The sequence below is a fragment of the Streptomyces sp. NBC_00203 genome (genome assembly GCF_045206325.1).
Classification (GTDB): Bacteria; Actinomycetota; Actinomycetes; order Streptomycetales; family Streptomycetaceae; genus Streptomyces; species Streptomyces lutosisoli.
Genome location: NZ_CP108126.1, coordinates 18,854 through 37,067 on the forward strand (window position 1 = coordinate 18,854; position 18,214 = coordinate 37,067).

An 18,214-nucleotide genomic window follows, 5' to 3' on the forward strand; every position below is an offset into this window, starting at 1 on the left:
TGGCTCTCGGTTCATGGGCAGGCCCCGGGGTGACTGACTCCCGTTCTCGTGAACACCGCCTATTCGCGCGAGCGTGCGACTCCCAATCTCACGTCGAAACGACGTCGCAACTCGCGTACATAGCCACACCTTCAATGAGTTGGTCGAACACCAACGAATCCGCTGTACTCCCGAAGGGTGACGCAGAGCCTTTCCGACCTTTGTCGCGAGTTCGCGGGGAAGGTATTCGTCGGCCCAGAAGATCGGCGGCGACCCGCGCGGGCGCCGCGCGTCAGAAGTGGAGTCGGCCTTGGCGCCTGTACCAAACGGCCCCTACATGATCACCCGTCCCTCGCGAGCAACTGCTCACGCTGGACGGGGCGTCGGAGCGCGGGACACCCGCTTTCCTGCTGCCGCCCACCGGCAACCCCGGTGAGCAGGAATGGCAGCTTGAGGGGCACGACAACGGCAACTGCACGATCCGCAATCTCAGGAGCGAAACCTATCTCTCCTACGAAGCCGACCCGCAGATGAACATGCCGGTCGGCGGGTACTACGAGCCGCGCCAGTGGGCGCTCTACCAGAGCGCGGAGCCGCGCACCTTCCACGTCGTCGTCCCTGGAGGCCCCGTCAACGGCGTGGAGCTGTCCCTGGACCTCAGCCTGCTGCGGATCTACCCGCCCCGTATCGCCCTGAGGCCACTCGACGTCAACGACCTACGCCAGGCGTGGACCTTCCAGTTCATGGAGTAGAGGCGTGACCCGGGTGCCCGGGTCGGCGGCCGACCCGGGCACCGCGCGGCCCTGCTCACTACGGCCGCTTGCCGGGTGACAACAAGCCTGCCTTTGTGCCAGATGTCGTGCTTCGGCTCATCGGATGACTCAACACCCGGTATTTGCGTGTTCTGTTCAGAAATCCAGGTCGAGGTAATCAATGTCGTTGATGGCCACGTCCGAAATTCCCATGGCGCGGCTTCCGCCGTCCTGGAAGTAGATGTCCTTGAATCCTTCGGCGATGATCTGGCGCATCTCCTGGTCGCCTGCGCCGGCGTCGCGGGCGTCGAACAGGCGTTGTGCGTACGCGGCGGGGAGGTGGACGGTGAGGCGGCGGAAGCGGCCGTCGTCGGTCGTGCCGATGGGCGCGGTGTAGCCGAAGCGGGCTCGGGTCTCCACGGTGATGCCTCCTGCGGAGGCGGCTTGCTTGCGTCGGCGTTTGCGGACCCGCGGCTGCCAGCGGGATCGCACCGCGGCGTCGATCTTCGCGGCGATGTCCTTGGGCGGGTTCTTCCTGGCTCCTCGCCGGTAGCGGTTCACCGAGTCGGCGGTGACGCCCAGTTCCGCTGCCACGGCCTTCGCGGTCCCCAGTTGCTTGAGCAGGTAGTTGATGCGGGCCGGGAGGGTCTTGGGCGGTTCGCGGGTGAACGCTTCCCGGTCGGCGCGTTCGATGGCGTCGTCGATCTCTCCCACGTCTCTACTCTCCGTCGTCCAGGACGGCGTCGCCGCCCTTGATGTGGCGGGCGGGGTTGAGGCCCTGTTCCATCAGGTCGACCGCCCAGGCCAGATCCTGAACGCCCTCCAGTTTGGCCAGGCCGGGGGTGGGGCCGAGGCGGAAGCCGCCGGGCTGGGGCTTGCCGGAGGCGCTGTAGGGCAGGAAGTCCAGCGGGCTGCGGCCGGGTGAGGGGTAGACGACGCAGTCGGACAGTACAGCGAGCGGGTACAGGCCGGTCATCCTGGCCATGTTGGCCATTTTGCGGTGCATGTTGACCCGTGCCTTGGAGATGACCGCGGCGCGGATGTCGGGGCGCCAGGTCGGGCGCTCCAGTGCCGGCCATCGTTCGCCCTGCTTGTAGTGGCGGCCCTGCGGGCGCTCGCGGAGTTTGCCGACGCCACCTTTCACGGTTGCTTTGATCGCGGCGAGGACCGCGGCCAGGGCCGGGTCGGTGTCCTTGTGCCGCTCCATCGCCGCGAGGAACTCCTGGTCCGTCAGATCCTTGGTAATGCCGAGGTCAGCGAGGGTGTCGACGTAGGCGGTCTTGAGCCGGTCGTGCCACGGGTCCAGGTACGCGCCCGTCTCGCGGCGCAGGTAGGCCTCGAGCGGCTGGACGTTGTGGCCGAGTTCCTGGGCGTAGGCGACGGTGTGCGTCTGGTACCAGGCCGGGCCGGTGGGGCGTACACCGGCCGGGGTGAACGGCGACGGCAGGCGCGGGTCCATCTCGATGTGCGAGAGGTCGACCAGCCAGCTACCGGGGATCTTCGGGTTGAATGCCGGACCGTGGAAGTGGTCCGGGGCGGACAGGCCCACGGTGAGGCGAGCCGAGGCTGCGAGGAACGCGGTGTTCAGATCCAGGCCCACCGCCCACGGCAAGGCCGCCTCCTGCCCCGTGAGCAGATCCACGTCGCGGACCCACTGGCAGGCCTCTTCGTCCAGGAAGCCGCCGCTCCAGCCGGAGTTCACGACCACGGGATGTTCAGGGGTGGCCTCCGGCGGCGCCGGATCCATCGGTTCGGTGCCCAGCGAACCCGGGTTGTAGCCGGACACCCAGTTCCCGGTCTCCTTGTCCTGGACGGCCCGGGTGGGCGGGCGCAGCGCGGTCATCAGCTCCAGCCCGGAGACGGCCGTGCTGCCGCGCGGGGTGATGACCCGCATCGCGTAGATGCCCAGGACACGGGCGATGTCGGCCGGCTCCATCTGCGCGACGCCCGGCCAGGAACGCTCATCGAGGGCGTCCCACGACAGGACGGCGAGCTGCACGCACTGCCGTCGGCCCGACTGCGCGGAACGGTAGATGCGCGCCCACGGGCCGAAACCGCGCTGGGTGAGCTGCCACTTCGCCTTCGCCACCTGCCTGACCACCGGGTGGTCGGCGGGCAGGCGCAGGGAGCGACGTTGCTCGTGGCCCTCAAGGCGCTCGGGAAGGCCGAGTTTCACCGCGGCGCTTGCGGTGAGGACGATCAGGGGATCGGCGTCCTTGCCGTTGCGGTGCAGTCTGGCTGCGCCGAGGCCGGATTCCTCGAGCGTCCATTCCACCAGTTCCGGGACGGTGGAGGCGGGGCAGTCGAGCACGATGCCGGCTGCCCCGTAGGCGGAGCCGTCACCGTCCAGGACCGCGAGTGCGCCGTGGGGAAAGCGCAGGCCGGTGTCGGGGAGCTGGGCAGCCCGCTTCGCCCCCGGCCGCTGCGGCGGTGCGGCGGGCCGGGCAGTCGGGCGCCCTTGGGGGGCCGAAGCGTCCGGGGTCTTCACCGGCGCGGTGGCATCGGTCTCGTGGAGCGCGGATGCGGGGGCCGTGAACCCCTTGGAAGGCGTCTCCGGTTGGGGCGAAGGAATCGGGACCGGCACCGTCACGGGCGTGCCGTGCACGGGGTATTTCGCAGCCCAGCCGTTCAGCAGTCGCTGATACGCCTCCAGGCGGGGCGACTTCGGCTCGCTCCGGCCGTTCTCCCAGTTCTTGACGGACTGAGTCGTGGTCTTCAGCGCGGTCGCCAGCCGGGCCTGGGTAATACCGGCGGCCTCACGCAGCCGGGCGCGCTCCGCGGGATGAGGGAGCTGCGGCTCCGCCTCCAACAGCGCATCGACCGACGCGAACAGCTCTTCCTCGGACGCCACAGACCACTACCTCCGCCCGGGACCCTACCAAGCCCCACACCATCATTTAACCCTCTCCTTTAACCCTTTCATAGAACATTCGTGGTGTCGCGCCGGCTTCTCCCACAACCGCTCGCCCGACCTGGTCCCAGATCACAAGCCTGGCGGCACAGCTGCGAGACGCGCCAGTTCCGCCTCCCGGAGCTGTTCACGAACGAACACGCAGCCCCCGCCGGCAACGCCCGGACAGAGACCAGTCCTGCAGCCGCCGGCGCGGCGCGGTCCGCCCCGAAGGGACACCACATCGAGCGCAGCCCGGCCGGATCCTCGGGGGCGACGGCGGCGGATCGATTCATCACGCAGGAGCTGCATCGCAGTGTCCCTCCTGCAGCACCCCTGCGAACGAGGTTCTCCAGAGCTCACCCTCACCGGCAGCAACGCCAACTACCCTCAGCATCCGGTGATGTTGGGGTACGGAGGCTGTTTCTGTGGTGACTCGTGACCTGCGCAAGGTGGCCGATGCGCTGCCCGGAGCGGCTTCTCGCCACGGCCTGCAACTGATCTCGGCATCGGTCGGCGGGGCCGACGGACTGCGGGCCGCCCTCAGCCCAGACCAATACGATGCCGAAGCCGTTGCACAGCTGGCTGCCGCCTGCGGGGCCCGCATTCTGTACGGGGACCTCGACCACTTCGACGCCGGCGAGTTCGACGTCTTTCCCGCCGACGACGAAGACGAGCCGGCGCTGCTGACGGGCGACAGTGCAGACAACGGCGTACCGGCTGCGCTGCGCCAGCGGGCGGACAAGCTGCTGGCTGCCGCGCGGCGTCATGCGGATGCGCTGGAAGCCGTACGGATCGCCTTTGTCGTGGAGGGCGTGGTGCATGAGTGGGAGATGTCGGCGGCCTGGGCCGACGACCTCAACGCGCAGCACGAAGTGCTCATGGACGACCTGCAGCAGGCACGCTACGAGCGGCCCGAGGCGGATGAGCCCGATCCCCTCGACGTCAAACGCCTCGCCGGCCTCCTCCAGAAAATGCCGGCCATCATCTCGGCCGGCACCTTCAGCCAGCGACGTGACGCTGCCGAAGAAGCGTTCCCACCCCCGAACGGCGACGACGACTGGCACCACCGCCGCCTGCTCCAACAGGCCCTCACCCTTGCACAGCAGGCCATCGCGCAGGACGCGGCCGACATCTACCGCACCATCGAAAACGCCCTCGACGACACCGCCGCCCGCCTGCTCAGCCAAGGCATCCTGGACGACGTCCACGACGCACCGGCACGCCGGATCGTCACCACAGACTTCCTCACCGAACTCACCGGCGGACACCGGCCCAAACCACGCACCGTAACCCTGCTGCTGGGCCGGCCCGCCGTCAAAGACTTCCTCACCACGCAGAAAGCAGCCGCGAAAATCCAAACCCAACAGGCTTTGCCGCTCTGACACACCCGGCAGCAACAAGGGGGGCGGGCCAGGCCGCGTGGCCGCGCGAAGAACAGTTCACGCAACAGAAGCATGCCCCTGGGTGTCCACCTACGGCCCGGCCACGAGACCCGCCTGCCCCGGCGCGGTACGCCGTTCCCCCACGAGATGATGACACTGCACCACGACATGCCGAGGCGGGTTCAAACAGAAATCTTCCGACCGCATCTCTTGAAAAGACCGCGGTGACGCGTTTCCGGAGCGACCGAAGAACTCCTCCTATGACCCCGGAGAATCCGCCTGACCTGGCTCCCGTCGCCTCGAACCGCAGATGCCTCCCGCCCCGGGCTGGGACCACGGCGGATTCCAACCAGCCCGCACCGGTCAAGACCAGGATTCGACGGCGGGTCAGGGGACGAGGCCTGTCTGCAGGCTCCGGATCACGCTGAGCGCGTATGGCCGGCGCGCGGGAAACCATGCCCGACAAGGCGCAGCAGCCCAGAAGGGCCCGCCGGTCCATCGGGCCGGGTGCGGCGGGCGTCCTTGAAGTCATCGCCGACGTCGGCTGAGTGCCCGTTCCACGGCTGGGTTCACTGCGCGGGTGAGTGCGGAGCCGATGTCAGTGCCGTACGGCATCATGCCGGGCAAGCAGCCCAACAAGCCTTGATGGAGAACCATTCGTGACCGGCCAGGACCCCGCCGCGGTGCTTCCCTGCGACTTCCTCCTCACAGCGATGACCGGCAGCGGCCCGGACGACCCCGTGGTGCAACTGGCGGCGCAGCAGGTTCGCACCGCTCAATCTCGCCATGAACGCTCGGCACTCGCCGAGGCCCTGTTGTCGGGGCCTCATGCACAGCAGGCGCCGCACTGGCTCCTGGAGACGGCCGTGGCGACGGATCTGGAGGCCGAGAGGGAGCCGTACCACCTCGAGGGCGGCATGACCCTTGTCGCGCTCGCGCTCGGGCATCCGTCGTGTCCGCCGTCGCTGCAGGATGGGACGCTGAAGCGTTGCAGCGTCGAGCAGTTGGCTCTGCTCGGAAGCCCGCGTGCCGGTGAGCGGATCGCCCGTGCGGTTGCCGAGGAATTGCGGATTCGCGGCGGTACGACGCCGCCCATGACGCCCCAGCTGCTCGAGGCGCCGACCCCCGCCCAGGTCGTGCTGCGGCAAGGCCCGCTGCACAACCTGGTGTTCGAGGCTGCCCGCGACACGCTTCCCACCGCACCCGACCAAGGGAAGCCGGAGACGGACGGTGACACGAAGGACTGGCTGAAGCGGCGCAAAAACGCATTCGAGGCATGGGAGAGCATGTGGCGCCAGATACTCAAACGGCACCCGGAGCGGCATCGGGAGCTCGTCCAGTGGGCTGATGGCACCGATGCCAAGTGGACCGTCCGCAACGAGTTGCTCGGCAGCCTGCCCTGGGCAGTCGAGCCGGGGCTGCTGGCCGAGCTCGCCGCAGCAGATCTCGAGCGGTTCCCACTTGAAGTCCTGGTAGCCGAGGGCTGCCGTATGCGCCGCGCCGGATCGGACGAACAGCAGGTCCTTGCTCACTTCGCCGGGGAGCTGTCCGCCCTGACGGACGAGGAGCAGGTCTACTTCCGTAGCGTGCTGGACCCTCAGATGGCCACACTGCTGGACATGTGGTGCCAAGCCCCGGTGGCCTGGGTGCAACGCGCCGCACCCGGAACCTGGCGTCACCTGCTCAACCCGACGCAGGCCAAGGACGGCTACCAACAGGCCCACTGGCGTGCTCCTGCCGCCACTCTCGCCAGCCTCGCAACCATGTTCGCCGAAACCGCCGCACGCGCCCTTCCCTTCTGGGAGCCCGAGAAACGCTACTCGGCCATCAACCCGAGCGAGGTGGCCTGGGTGCGCGAGATCGCGCTGCACCTCCCGACGGTCACCGACGACGTGAAGGCCGGCATCCGCCCGATCGTCCGTGACGCGCGCAAACGGCTGAGCCCTCGCCATCCGGGCTTCCAGCCGCGTCATGACGAGCGACGTGAACTCGACGAGATCCTCGACACGATCGAGCGCGTCCTCGCCGATCCTCCACCGTCCGTCGGTGTGGACCGCCGCATCGCGCTCGGCGCCCCGGACAAGGTGACCGTGCGCGAACTGGCAGGCGTCCAGGCACAAGCACTGAGCGACTACCTGGACCGGCACACCGGCAACGACTCCCTCGTAGAAGAGGCTCTCCTCGCCTGCGCCGCGAGCGGACACAGGTCCGAGGCCGACTTCGAGAGGGTGCTACGGCGTCACACTTGTCCGGACACCGTGCTGCTCCCTCTCACCGAGGGCCTGCGCGGGAACCTCGGCGGCGGACCAGCATGGCGCGAAGCCTGGACCCGTCTGATCCTGGCCAGGCCGAACACCCAGCCGGCCCTCGTACGCGCTCTGCCAGCCTGGCCAGCTCTGCGCGCCCGGGGGGATCGTCACGGGAGCGCGCATCCGTCGGTGGTCGCCGCAGTACGCGATGCCCTGGGCACCGATCAGGACGCGTGGAACCGGTTCGCGGCCTGCCCGGCAACCAACTCCGGACCGACCGCCTGGCTGCGCCTCGGTGACCTCCTGGACGCGGCTGCCACAGCAGCACCCTGGCCGAAGCCGCCAGGCAGCCGATAAGCCCTGGTCCTCTCCCGGCTCGTGCCTCCGGCGAAATGCAGGATCGGGGGTCAGGCCGCGGGCCACCTGGTCGCGGCAGCGCAGCTGGAGGGTGAGGGTGACAACCGAGTCCAGCAGGGCGGCGCGGACCGCGGCGCCGTCCAGGGGTGTACCGGGAGGCGCGGTGGACGCTCGCGGTGGCAGGCAGGGTGCGCGGGACGACGGGACGGGGGCCGATGCCGCAGGCCCCGTCAGCCCGCAGGATCTCGGCACGGTGGGCCCGATGTCGTGCAGGGCACTGCCCGCCGGAGGGTAGGTGAGAGGTCAGCCGACGATGTCGACGCCGAAGCCACGGGCCAAGGCGGCCAGTTGGTGGTCGTACCCCTGGCCGACCGCGCGTACGCGCCAACCCGGGCCACGCCGGTAGACCTCGGCGAGCAGCAGCGTTCGTTCGGTGGTCGCGGCGTCCAGGGTGGCCTGGGCCACGGCTCGCACGCCAGCTGCCTGGGCGACGGTGATCTCGATGGCTCCGGCGTGGGCGAACGTCGCGGGTCCGTCGATGGCGGCGGCGATGACGATTTTGCGGACGGCGTCGGGAAGAGAGGCCAAGTCCGCTGTGACGGCTTGTTCACTGGGGCCGTCGGTGGTCAGGCGCACGGTCGCGCCGGGTCGTTCGGGTGCCCCGTAGAAGACGAAGTCCTCGTCGCAGGAGACCTGTTCGTCCTCGTCGAGAACGAAGGCGACCACGTCGATCTCGCAGCTGATCTGATGGCCCCAGCTTGCAGCGACCGTCCACGTTCCGGCACCGCCGTGTGCAGTCGGCAGGTCGATAACGCCACCGCGGGGAAGGACCTGGACACCGGCCGGGCCGGTCCTCTCCACCTCTCCGGTGCTGCCCGATGGCGACGTCAGCGTGGTGAGCCAGTCGGCGTCGTGGACCGGCAGCCCGCGAGCCGTGATGTGGGGCATGCGGCGGTCCCCGGCCCCGCCGGCCAGGAGGATCACGTCGGTGACGCCGGCGGAGAGGTTGACAGCGGCGGCGCCGCCCAGCTCCGCGATGCGGGTGCGCAGTGCAGATGCGTGGTCGTGGGGACCACCCAGGACCAGGATCCGGCGTCCGGACAGGGGTGCGGTGGAAGCCGGCTGGCCGGTGCGCCGCTGGGCGGGTACGGCCGGTGCCGGCGGTGCCGGGTTCGCGTGGGCGGTACCGGACTGCACGCCGGTGAGCAGGCCGAGAAAGGCCTCCTCGGTGATCACGGGCACGTCCGCACTGCGTGCCGCACGGAACTTGGCACTGTCGGAGTCGGTCTCGTCGGTGACCAGCACGCTGGTGTGACGGCTGACCGAGCCCATCACGTTCAATCCCGCCGCGACGGAGCGTGCGACGAGCTCCTCCCGGGCGGTGCGCGTGTCACCGGTGAACGCGACCTTCATGCCCTGCACCAGCGGGGCACCGGGCGCGAGCCGGCCGGGATTGCGGTGCGCGCAGGGCGTCTTCGGCACCCGGGGCGGATACCCCGACCCCTGCTTGGGCGGGCACGCCACCAGCGGCAGGGCAAGGCCCAGCTCCCCCGCTGCGGACAAGGAGCCGCGCAGGATCCCGGCAAGCACCCGGGCGTCGTCCAGGGCGTCGTGCGCCCGCTGCTGCGGAACGTTGTAGTAGGCGGCCAGCGAGGCCAGCTTCAGATCGTCGGTGGGCGGAGCAACCCGCCGGTTCAGCGCAAGCGTGCACATCCGCTGCGAGACCGGCAGCCACGAACGGGCCCGGGCGAACTCGCGCGCGAGGAACTCGTAGTCGAACTGGGCGTTGTGCGCCACCATCACCCGCCCGGCCAGCAGCGTCCCGATGTGCCCGGCGACCTCCTCAAACACCGGCGCTCCCCGCAGCCGCTCCCTCGTGAGGCCATGGATGTGCACCGGCCCTGGGTCACAGCCCGGATCCAGCAGCGTGGAGAACTCCTCCACCAGCTCCCCCGCCGGATCCAGCGTCAGCACCGCCACCGAGAGCACCCGGTGCTCGTACGGCCTCAGGCCCGATGTCTCCACGTCCACCACCGCCCACCCGGTAGCCCCGGACACAGCGTTGAACACATCATCGGAAACCGGCACCCCACTCATGCCAGTCAGCATCCCCTGTCCCGCCCCACCGCTCAAAATGCTGCGGCCAGGGCCTCATCTGCCAGGGCTGGGCCGGCGGTCTTCGCACCGGTGTTTCCCGACGCCCGGAGCACAGCCACATGCCACGGAACACGGCGGCCGCGCGGAGCGATCCGGGCTGAGCCCGAGGAGTGGATCGGGAGGACATTCACCGCTCGCGCCGCCTCTGGCGAGATCGGGTCTCCGGTTCGATGCGGATCAGGCGCTCACTGCAGGACCTGAGCGGTGCGAGCCGACGAAAGCCAGCTGGGGAACTCCTGCAGAAGCCGGTCGTAGAGGAGATCGTCGCGTACGGTGCGCGGATCACGGCCGGCGTGGAAGAAGCCTGCGTTGTCGACGATGCGATGTCTGGGCACGGCCAGGTCGTCGAGACGACGGAGAAAGGCGAACTCGTTGTCGTCGGGGTCGCCGAACCCGATGAACTGCCAGAACAGCGGCAGACGCGCAGCTTTGCACAGGTACCGCTCGGCGGCGGACTTGCTGGTGGGCCCGCCATCGGTCTGGAAGATCACCAGGGCTGGGGCCTCACTGCCGGAAGCCAGGTAGTGGTCGATGACCTCGTCCATGGCCCAGTGGTAGTTCGTCCGCCCCATGTGACCGAGGTTCTCGTGCAGCTTGTTGATACGGCCACGATGACCTCCAAGCTTCAGGTCGGTGGATCCGTCGACGTCGGTGGAGAAGAACACCACCGGCACCGTGCCGTCGTCATCGAGGTGCGCGGACAAGGAGAGGACCTGCTCACCGAGATGCTGCATCGTGCCGTCCTTGTAGTAGGGCCGCATCGAACCAGAGCGGTCCAGCACGAGATACACAGCAGCACGCACCCCCTCGAGACCGTGCGCGCACACGCTGGACCCGGCCGCCTTGTAGAGGCTCACCAGATCCGGGGCCTGCACCTGCATCTTGGACAAGCTGATGGCCGGGGCCTCATTCTGAACCCTGTCCATGGTCACCACTCCTGTGTCGCGCAACTCCCCTATCCTCTCGGTCGAGGCGGTACCACGAGGAAAGTTCTCCAACGGGTCCCTGATCAGTGCGCCCCGGGGCAACGGCCCGACCGCCCAGACGGGGTGGCCGTCGGCGGTGGCGGACGTCCACGTCGCCTTCCTGCCCGGTCCGACTCCCCCGGCGCCCGCCCGTAGGCGCTCTCGCCGCCAGTCCGGCCTATTTCGCGGTCATTCGGCTGCTGCCGTCAGGTGGGCGAAGGTCGATCCGGCGGGGTCTTTGCGGACGTGGAGGCGGTGGGTGATGCGGCGGCGCAGTTCGGGGACATGGCTGATGACCCCGACGGTGCGGTCGTGGGCGCGCAGGGAGTCCAGGACGTCGAGGACCTTGTGGAGGGTGTCCTCGTCGAGGGTGCCGAAGCCTTCGTCGATGAAGAGCGTGTCCAGGGGGTTGCCGCCAGCTTCGTGGGTGACGACGTCGGCCAGTCCGAGAGCCAGGGACAGGGAAGCGAAGAAGGATTCGCCTCCGGAGAGCGTGTCGGTCTTGCGGGGGCGGCCGGTCCAGGAGTCGGTGATCTCGAGCCCCAGGCCGGAGCGGGCGCCGCGGGCCGCTTGGTCGTCGGAGTGGGAAAGGGTGTAGCGGCCTTCGGACATGAGGTGCAGGCGGGTATTGGCGGCGGTGACGACCTCTTCGAGACGAGCGGCCAGGACGTAGGCCTCCAACTGCATGCGTACCCGGGCGCTGGGTGAGTTGCCGGTGATGAGTTCGGCCAGGTGGCGGGCGGTGAGGTGGGCCTGCTCGAGCAGTTCCAGGCGTTGGACGGCGTCGCCGAGGCCGGTGGCAAGGGCGGTAAGGGCCTGGCTACGGGTGTGAGCGGCGCTGGCGGCGGCGGCCGCTTCGGCGTGCTGGTCGTCCGCGGCCGCCCTTGCAGCCGTGGCTGCGTCGAGGTCGGCGGCGGGCTGGGCGGCGGCTTGCTGCAGTTCCGGATTGCCGAGGACGGCGGTGTGTGCGGCGCAGGCCTCGCGCCACTGAGTGATCTCTTCTTCGATGGCGCGCAGGTCTTCGTCGCCGAGCAGGGCCCGTTGGGCGAGCGCCAGGGTGTCGAAGCCCTGGTCCTTGGCGGCGCGGGTGGCCTGTTCGGTGCGGTGCGTGAGGGTCTGGACGGCGGCAGCGAGGCTGCGGGAGGCCTCGGCGGCCTCTTCGAGGCGGTCGGCGGTACGGGTGAGTTCGTCGGCGTGCGCGGCGACGGTGGGATGGGTACCGCGGGCTGCGGTGAGTTTGGCCGTCAGCTCGGTGAGCTGCTGGGTGAGGGTGTCGTAGTGGGCGTTGCGGGCGGACAAGCCGGCCGTGGCGGTGCTGTGCTGCTGGGTCTGGGCGGTGTGCTCGCTGTCGAGTGCGAGGAGTTCTTCTTGGACGGTGCCCTGGTCGCCAGCGCGGTCCAGGGCGTCAGTCAGTTCGGCGGTGAGCGTGGTGTGCTGGGTCTGGAGGTCGGTCAGGGGGGTGTCGCCGGCTTCGCCGGTGGCGGTGGCGGCTTGTTCGCGGAGCCCGTGCAGCACGGCTGCGGCGGCTTCCTGTGTGGTCTTGGCCTGCTCGTGGAGGGCTTCCGCGTCCTGTTCGTCCTGGCGTGTGGGCTGCCCGTCCTGGGGGGGCGGCGGGCGCCGGGTGGGTGCAGGATCCGCAGACCGGGCAGGGGGTCTCGTCAGTGAGAGTGGCGGCGAGTTCGGCGGCCATGCCGTCGGTGCGCCGGCGGCGGACGGTGAGGTAGTCCTGGCCGGTCTGGCCGACGACGGTCTGTGCATCGGCCAGTTGCCGCTCAGCCTTGGCGATCCTGGCAAGGTGGGTGTCTCGGCGGCCAGCGGCTTCGAGGCGAGTTTTGAGGCTGTCCAGGGCGCTCTGGTGGCGGCGGCCTTCTTCTTCGGCCTGGCGGGCGGCCTCCCGCCGGGCTTCGAGGGCGCGGCGCCGGGCGGGTTCTGCTTCGAGCCAGTCCTGGGCGGTGCGTTGCCGGGAGGCGAAGTCCTGCCGTTCGGTGTCGGTGCGCTCCAGCTCGGTGGTCAGCCGGCGGACGGTGTCTTCTTCGGGGACGAGGACGGTCAGGACGGCAGCTTCGGCGCGAAGAGACTGCTCGGCGGTTTCCAGCCTGCTGGCGTCCAGGTCCTTGTGTTCGGGCAGCAGGTGCTCGCGGGCGGTGCGTTCGGCAGTCTGGGCGCGGGTGTGGTCGTCTGCGGCGGTGTCCGCAGCGTGCAGCAGCGGCGCTGCCTGCTGGGCGCGGCGGGCCTGGTCGCGGCGCTGGACCAGTGCGTCCTGGTGCGGTGTCTGTTCCTGGAGCAGGTCGAGCTGCTGCCGGGCGCTGGTGTAGGTGGCCTGCTGCCGGTGGAGTTCGCGGGCCGCGGCTTCGAGCCGCTGCTGTCCGGCCAGGTTCTCCTTGGCCGTTGTGGCTGCCTGGAGTGTCCTGGCGTGGGCGGTGTGGCCGGCTTGGAGGAGATCCTGGGCCCAGGCGCGGGCGGGCTCGGTGAGGGTGTGCGGGTCGTCGGGCGTGGGTGCCGTGCACTGGGTTGTCAGGTCGCCTCCGGCGGCCTGGTGGATGCGTTCTGCCAGGCGCAGTACGTCGGCGCGGGCGGCATCACGGTTCTTCTCGGTGGTGCGGCTGTGGTCGTTGAGCCAGCGCTCGATGAAGGTGAAGCGGCCGGTGCGGAAGAGTTTGCCGAGGAGTTCTCGTCGGCCGTGGGCGTCGGCGTGGAGGAACTTGGTGAAGTCGTTCTGTGGCAGCAGGACGACCTGGCAGAACTGGTCCCGGCTCATGCCCAGCAGGTCGGTGACCTCGAGGGCGGCTTCCTGGTGGGACTTGCTGGACGGTTCCCAGTGGCCTTGGCCGTCGGTGTCGAGGGCCCATTCGCTCAGGCGGGTTTCTGACTTCTGCGGGGTCTCGCCTTCACCGGATCGCTTGGGGCGCATCTGGGCGGGGATCCGGTGGATGCGCAGGCGGCGGCCTGCGAGGGTGACCTCGAGGGTGACTTCGGTCAGGAGGCCGGCGGGAGCGTGGTGGCTGCGCAGCAGCAGGTCGCGGTCGCCCGGTGGTTTGCCGTAGAGGGCGAAGCAGATGGCCGCGAAGACGGTGCTCTTGCCGGCTCCGGTGTCGCCGTGCAGGAGAAACAGACCGTCGGCGGACAGGGAGTCGAAGTCGATGGTGTGGGTGCCGGCGAAGGGTCCGAACGCCTGCAGGGTCAGGTTGTGCAGGCGCATGTCAGACGGTTTCCTTCTGCTGCTCGTTCAGGCGGGATGCTTCGACGGCCTGCTGGAGCAGGTGGTGCTCGTCCGGGGTGGGGTCGGTGCCGCGCATGCTGCTGATGAAGTCGCTGGCAATGTCGAGGACTCCGCGGCCGCGGATGCGTTCGCTGTAGGTCGGAGTGGTCGTGGCCTGGGCGGGGATGAGGGCGGGCCGGTGCTTGAGGCTGGCGGTGTGGGGGAAGCGGCGGCGCAGGCGGGCCATGGCCTCGAAGGGCAGAGCAGTGTCGGTGAGGGTGACCTCGAGCCAGGCATCCTCCAGCGGCTCGTGGGCGGGGTTGGCCAGAAGGTCTTCCATGAAGCCGCTCACGCACTCCAGGCGCAGCGGCACGGGGCAAAGCCGGTGAGTGAGGGCGGGAACGGCATCGGCGGCGAGGTCGACCAGGGTGATCGACTTGGTGTGGCGGGCTTCGGAGAAGGAGTAGGCCAGCGGGGAGCCGCTGTAGTGGATGCGGTCGGTGACGCGCTGGGCGCCGTGGAGGTGGCCCAGGGCCACGTAGTCGATCCCCTCGAAGACGTCGGCGCCCACATGGGCGACACCGCCCACAGCGATCTCGCGTTCGCTCTCAGCCTCCTCGCTCTTTTCGCGTTCCTCGGGCTGCCCGGTGCCGGAGGTGACGAAGGCGTGCGCGAGGACCACGGACCGGGTGCCGGCCGGCTGGTTGTTGGTGAGGTCGGCGTGGATACGGTCCAGGGCTGCGGTCAGTACTGCACGGTGCGAGACGGCTTCGGCTTCCAGGCGGTCGCGGACCATCGACGGCTCGAGGTAGGGGATGCCGTACACCGCCACAGGGCCGTCGGCGTCTTCGAGGAAGACCGGGACGTCGCAGGTGCCGGGGTCGGTCCTCAAGTGGATGCCAGCACGGGCGAGAAGACCGGATCCGACGCCGAGGCGATGCGCGGAGTCGTGGTTTCCGCTGATCATGATGATCGGCACGTCGAGATCGGCAAGTTGATGCAGAGCGCGGTTGAACAGGCGCACGGCGTCCAGGCTGGGAATCGCCCGGTCATAGATATCTCCTGCGACAAGGACCGCGTCGACGTCCTCAGTTCGGGCGGTGTCGACCAGATGGTCGAGGAAGGCATGCTGGGCGGGGATCAGGTCTTCCGTGTGGAACCGGCGGCCCAGGTGCCAGTCCGAAGTGTGCAGAAACCGCATGACCACAGACCGTAACCACAGAGACGGCCGCTACGGGCGGTTTTCCCGATAAGCAGGCTGCTTTGAGGCGGCATAGGGGCAGATGGGGGAAGGTTTCTGCCCAGGTTTCGTCTGGCGTCGGGGTCCGGCCAACTCACCGGGTGAATTCAGTGCACGCGACTGCAGGACCGGCGCGGGGAGGGCACGGTCCAGGTGCGCCCGTGCCCTGTGATGTCTGCTTTGAGGGGTGTGCGGGCCCGCATATCCAGGGCACCCGGTGCGCCGTGGCGCGACTGCTGGAGAGCCGGGGGTGACGGCTGGCCGCGCTGTCGTGGCTGAGGCGAGGGCCCCTGCGGCAACAGGGACCCTCGGTGGTCTCGATACTCGCCCGCACCAATCGGCTTGAGAACGAGGCCTTTACGTCACACTGACTTTTTCCTCATCCCCATGATGCGGGTTCACGAATGCCCGGCGGAAGCCCTTATCTGTATTCCTTTCAGCGCCGTACAAAACGTCATTCCGACAGTTACGGCATGCGGATTCCCAGGCTGCGAGAACACCTCCAGCAGACCCCCGCAACAGTGCACCATCAGGTCATCTTCACAGGTCAGAGTGTTGTTTAGGTACATCGGCAAGCCAACTCGACTGCTGGTCAGGGCTGTCGGCCTCTGCCAGTATCGAACTACGTTGACAGAGACCGCCGGTGACGGCAATCACCGACGGACACCCCTCTGGCGAACGCAAGGGAAAACTCGTCCGCACCAAACGCGTGAGAAGGGGATGCCGTATGGGAAATCGCAGGGAAGGGAATGTCAGCCGGTTTGACGGGCAGCAGCTTCTGTCGCTGGCCGTGATTGTGGCGGTGTTCGGGCTGGTGGCGTTCCTGGTGCTGGCCGGCTACGAGCCGGGCGTGGCCACCACCGCGGTTGCGGCGGCCGGCCTGACCGCCTCGGAGCTGGTGCGCCGGGTATTCGTGCGCGGGCGCCGCGGCGAGCCCCGGGGGCCGCAGGCGCGCAGCATCGACGAACAGTAGAGGTTGCACCGTGCCTCGCGAGGAGCAACCGATGCCGGGCGACAGCCTTGTCCTGGCGGCGTTCGCAGACGGACTGCGGGCTCTGCGGCGGCAGACCGGGCCGCTCAGCTATCGGGCTCTGGCCCGTGGCACCCACTACTCGGCCAGCACCCTGTCCCTGGCGGCCTCCGGGAAGTCGCTGCCCACCCGGGCCGTCGCGCTCGCGTTCGTGGCGGGGTGCGGGGGTGACGTCGCGGTCTGGGAGCAGGTCTGGGAGCAGACTGCGGCCGCCCTGGGGCGGCCGGTGGGGGTCCCGGCTCGCGTACGCCGGGAGCGACCCGCCCGGCGGTCTCGTCCGGCGGGTATCGGGTTACTCAAGCGTGACTTGTGCGCGCTGGTGCAGCAGGTGCGCGAGCACGTGACGTGTGCCCGTCTGGGCCCGTCGCAGGCAGCGTCCGCACGACGCCGGCCGCGGCGGGCCGGCTCCACCCGACACCTGGCCGATGTGATCACTGCGTACCGCGGGCCTGCGGCGCGGGTCAGTCACGTCCGGGTGGCCGGTGCGCTGGCGGGCCGGCCGCCCAACATCACGGATGAAGTACTCGTGCTGGCCATCGTGCAGGCCTGCCACGACCTGTGCGCGATCCCCTTCACAGCCGCAGACCGGGCCCAGTGGATACGCGGCATCCGCTCGGCGGCCGCCGTGCGGCAAGCAGCCCCCGCTACAGTGCGCGACGTGGCGAGCGGTCACATCCCCTCGAGGCGAAAGAGCACCACATGCCCATGAGCAACCAGTCGGCGCATCCCGCGGAGCGGCTCGCGGGGGCCTTCGGCGAGGACACGCCAGCGCCGCCGGGCAGCGCCGGCCTGGTGGTTGCAGTGGTGGGCAGCTTCCGGCAGCACTATGCGCACGTGGTGCACGCGGCCGAGGCCTTCGTGGCTGCAGGGATCACGGTCGGCTCGCCCAGCCTGTCCAAAATCGTCAATCCGGGCGAGGAGTTCGCTCGTTTCGCGTCCGATCCCCCGCAGGTCCCCGATCACCACATCCAGGCCGCGACGCTGGAGAAGATCTTCACTTCCGACTTCGTGTACGTCGTCGCCCCGGGCGGCTATATCGGGCGGACGACCAGTTACGAACTCGGCAGGATCCATGAGCGGGGCATCCCGACGTACTACTCCGAGATGCCCAAGGACCTGCCCATCGGCATTCCGCAGGATCTGGTGCGCAGCGCCGCATGCCTCGCGGCCCGGCTGGGAACATCCGCACCATCCGGGGTAGTCGGCCCGGCGCTCGGCAAGGAGCCGCCACTGTGACCTCTGTGCATGAGCCGCACGCCGTTGAGCCGCTTGAGGCCCGGCCCGGTGACCGTTCACCGGCCGACCCGCCCCCGGGAAGCCGGCCTCGGGTCGATGCCAAAGTCACTGCCGACCTGGTGGTGCTGACCGTACGTGAGGCCCTGCTCAAGGTCCTGCTGGTGGAGCGGGGCAAGGAACCCTATCTGGGCAAACGGGCCTTGCCCGGCGGGTTCCTGCGGCCCGGGGAGGACTTGGAGGCCACTGCGCACCGGGAGCTGGCCGAGGAGACCGGCCTGGACGGCACCCGGCTGCCCCTGCAGCAGCTGCACACCTACTCCCGCCCCGGACGGGATCCACGCGGCCGTGTCATCACCACCGCTTTCCTGGCCATCGCCCCCAACCTGCCTGCGCCTACCGCCAGTTCCGACGCCCGCAGCGCGTCTTGGGTGACCGTCGAAGACTCCCTCCTGGATGAGCTGGCCTTCGACCACCGCACCATCCTCACCGACGCCCTGGAGCGAGCCCGCAGTCTGCTCGAGCACACCACCCTCGCCACCGCCTTCTGCGCCGCGACCTTCACGATCAGCGATCTGCAGAAGGTCTACGAAATCGTGTGGGACATCCCTGTCGACCCCAGGAACTTCCGTCGCAAAGTCATGAATGTGAGCGGCTTCGTGGAAGACACCGGCCACAAACGCCACAGCAACGGTCGCCCCGCCATCCTCTACCGCCCCGGCCCAGCCCAAGTCCTCCACCCCGCCATGCTCCGCGCCAACAGCGGGCTCTGACCGGC

Annotated in this window: 14 protein-coding genes; 7 read left to right on the forward strand and 7 right to left on the reverse strand. The window is 69.2% G+C overall.

Features of this window, described 5'->3' with window-relative positions; all coding sequences use genetic code 11:
- Positions 1 to 509 precede the first annotated feature (509 nt).
- On the forward strand, positions 510 to 731 hold the full coding sequence (locus OG975_RS00105) for a hypothetical protein (protein ID WP_406326519.1): 222 nt from the start codon (positions 510 to 512) through the stop codon (positions 729 to 731).
- Positions 732 to 887: 156 nt separating this feature from the next.
- On the opposite strand, the gene tpg is transcribed toward OG975_RS00105, so the two are convergent.
- Both tpg and tap read right to left on the reverse strand, forming a co-directional pair.
- Positions 888 to 1,445: a telomere-protecting terminal protein Tpg gene (gene tpg / locus OG975_RS00110; RefSeq protein WP_406326521.1), complete on the reverse strand. Its 558-nt coding sequence runs from the start codon at positions 1,443 to 1,445 to the stop codon at positions 888 to 890.
- A gap of 4 nt (positions 1,446 to 1,449) precedes the next feature.
- Positions 1,450 to 3,582 carry a telomere-associated protein Tap gene (gene tap / locus OG975_RS00115; protein WP_406326523.1) on the reverse strand — a complete coding sequence of 711 codons (2,133 nt, stop codon included), beginning with the start codon at positions 3,580 to 3,582 and terminating at the stop codon, positions 1,450 to 1,452.
- A 470-nt stretch (positions 3,583 to 4,052) separates the two neighbouring features.
- On the opposite strand from tap, the gene OG975_RS00120 reads away from it, so the two are divergent.
- Both OG975_RS00120 and OG975_RS00125 read left to right on the forward strand, forming a co-directional pair.
- Positions 4,053 to 5,006 (forward strand): hypothetical protein, encoded by a 954-nt coding sequence (locus tag OG975_RS00120; protein WP_406326525.1) that lies wholly within the window; start codon positions 4,053 to 4,055, stop codon positions 5,004 to 5,006.
- 659 nt (positions 5,007 to 5,665) lie between these two features.
- Positions 5,666 to 7,612, forward strand: coding sequence for a hypothetical protein (locus OG975_RS00125; protein WP_406326526.1), 1,947 nt, complete (start codon positions 5,666 to 5,668; stop codon positions 7,610 to 7,612).
- Between the two features lie 303 nt (positions 7,613 to 7,915).
- On the opposite strand, the gene OG975_RS00130 is transcribed toward OG975_RS00125, so the two are convergent.
- From OG975_RS00130 to OG975_RS00150, 5 genes are all read right to left on the reverse strand, one after another.
- Positions 7,916 to 9,709 carry a DEDDh family exonuclease gene (locus tag OG975_RS00130; protein ID WP_406326527.1) on the reverse strand — a complete coding sequence of 598 codons (1,794 nt, stop codon included), beginning with the start codon at positions 9,707 to 9,709 and terminating at the stop codon, positions 7,916 to 7,918.
- A gap of 245 nt (positions 9,710 to 9,954) precedes the next feature.
- Positions 9,955 to 10,695, reverse strand: a complete 741-nt coding sequence (locus OG975_RS00135; protein WP_406326528.1) for a vWA domain-containing protein — start codon at positions 10,693 to 10,695, stop codon at positions 9,955 to 9,957.
- 228 nt (positions 10,696 to 10,923) lie between these two features.
- Positions 10,924 to 12,249, reverse strand: a complete 1,326-nt coding sequence (locus tag OG975_RS00140) for an SbcC/MukB-like Walker B domain-containing protein (protein WP_406326529.1) — start codon at positions 12,247 to 12,249, stop codon at positions 10,924 to 10,926.
- Positions 12,140 to 13,933, reverse strand: coding sequence for an AAA family ATPase (locus tag OG975_RS00145; protein WP_406326530.1), 1,794 nt, complete (start codon positions 13,931 to 13,933; stop codon positions 12,140 to 12,142). The genes OG975_RS00140 and OG975_RS00145 overlap by 110 nt, the downstream gene beginning before the upstream one ends.
- 1 nt (position 13,934) lies before the next feature.
- Complete coding sequence (locus OG975_RS00150) at positions 13,935 to 15,134, reverse strand: exonuclease SbcCD subunit D (RefSeq protein ID WP_406326531.1); 1,200 nt, start codon at positions 15,132 to 15,134, stop codon at positions 13,935 to 13,937.
- Positions 15,135 to 15,900: 766 nt separating this feature from the next.
- On the opposite strand from OG975_RS00150, the gene OG975_RS00155 reads away from it, so the two are divergent.
- From OG975_RS00155 to OG975_RS00170, 4 genes are read left to right on the forward strand one after another with little or no spacing between them, the layout of a single operon-like run.
- Entirely contained in the window at positions 15,901 to 16,146 is a 246-nt protein-coding gene (locus tag OG975_RS00155) for a hypothetical protein (RefSeq protein ID WP_406326532.1), read from the forward strand.
- A gap of 31 nt (positions 16,147 to 16,177) precedes the next feature.
- The gene (locus OG975_RS00160; RefSeq protein ID WP_406326533.1) at positions 16,178 to 16,912 is read left to right on the forward strand and encodes a helix-turn-helix domain-containing protein; all 735 of its coding nucleotides are present in this window, start codon (positions 16,178 to 16,180) and stop codon (positions 16,910 to 16,912) included.
- Positions 16,903 to 17,439, forward strand: a complete 537-nt coding sequence (locus tag OG975_RS00165; RefSeq protein ID WP_406326534.1) for a hypothetical protein — start codon at positions 16,903 to 16,905, stop codon at positions 17,437 to 17,439. Before OG975_RS00160 ends, OG975_RS00165 begins: the two co-directional genes overlap by 10 nt.
- A complete protein-coding gene (locus OG975_RS00170) occupies positions 17,436 to 18,209 on the forward strand; it encodes an NUDIX hydrolase (RefSeq protein WP_406326535.1) in 774 nt (257 codons plus the stop codon). The genes OG975_RS00165 and OG975_RS00170 overlap by 4 nt, the downstream gene beginning before the upstream one ends.
- The last annotated feature ends 5 nt before the right edge of the window (positions 18,210 to 18,214 follow it).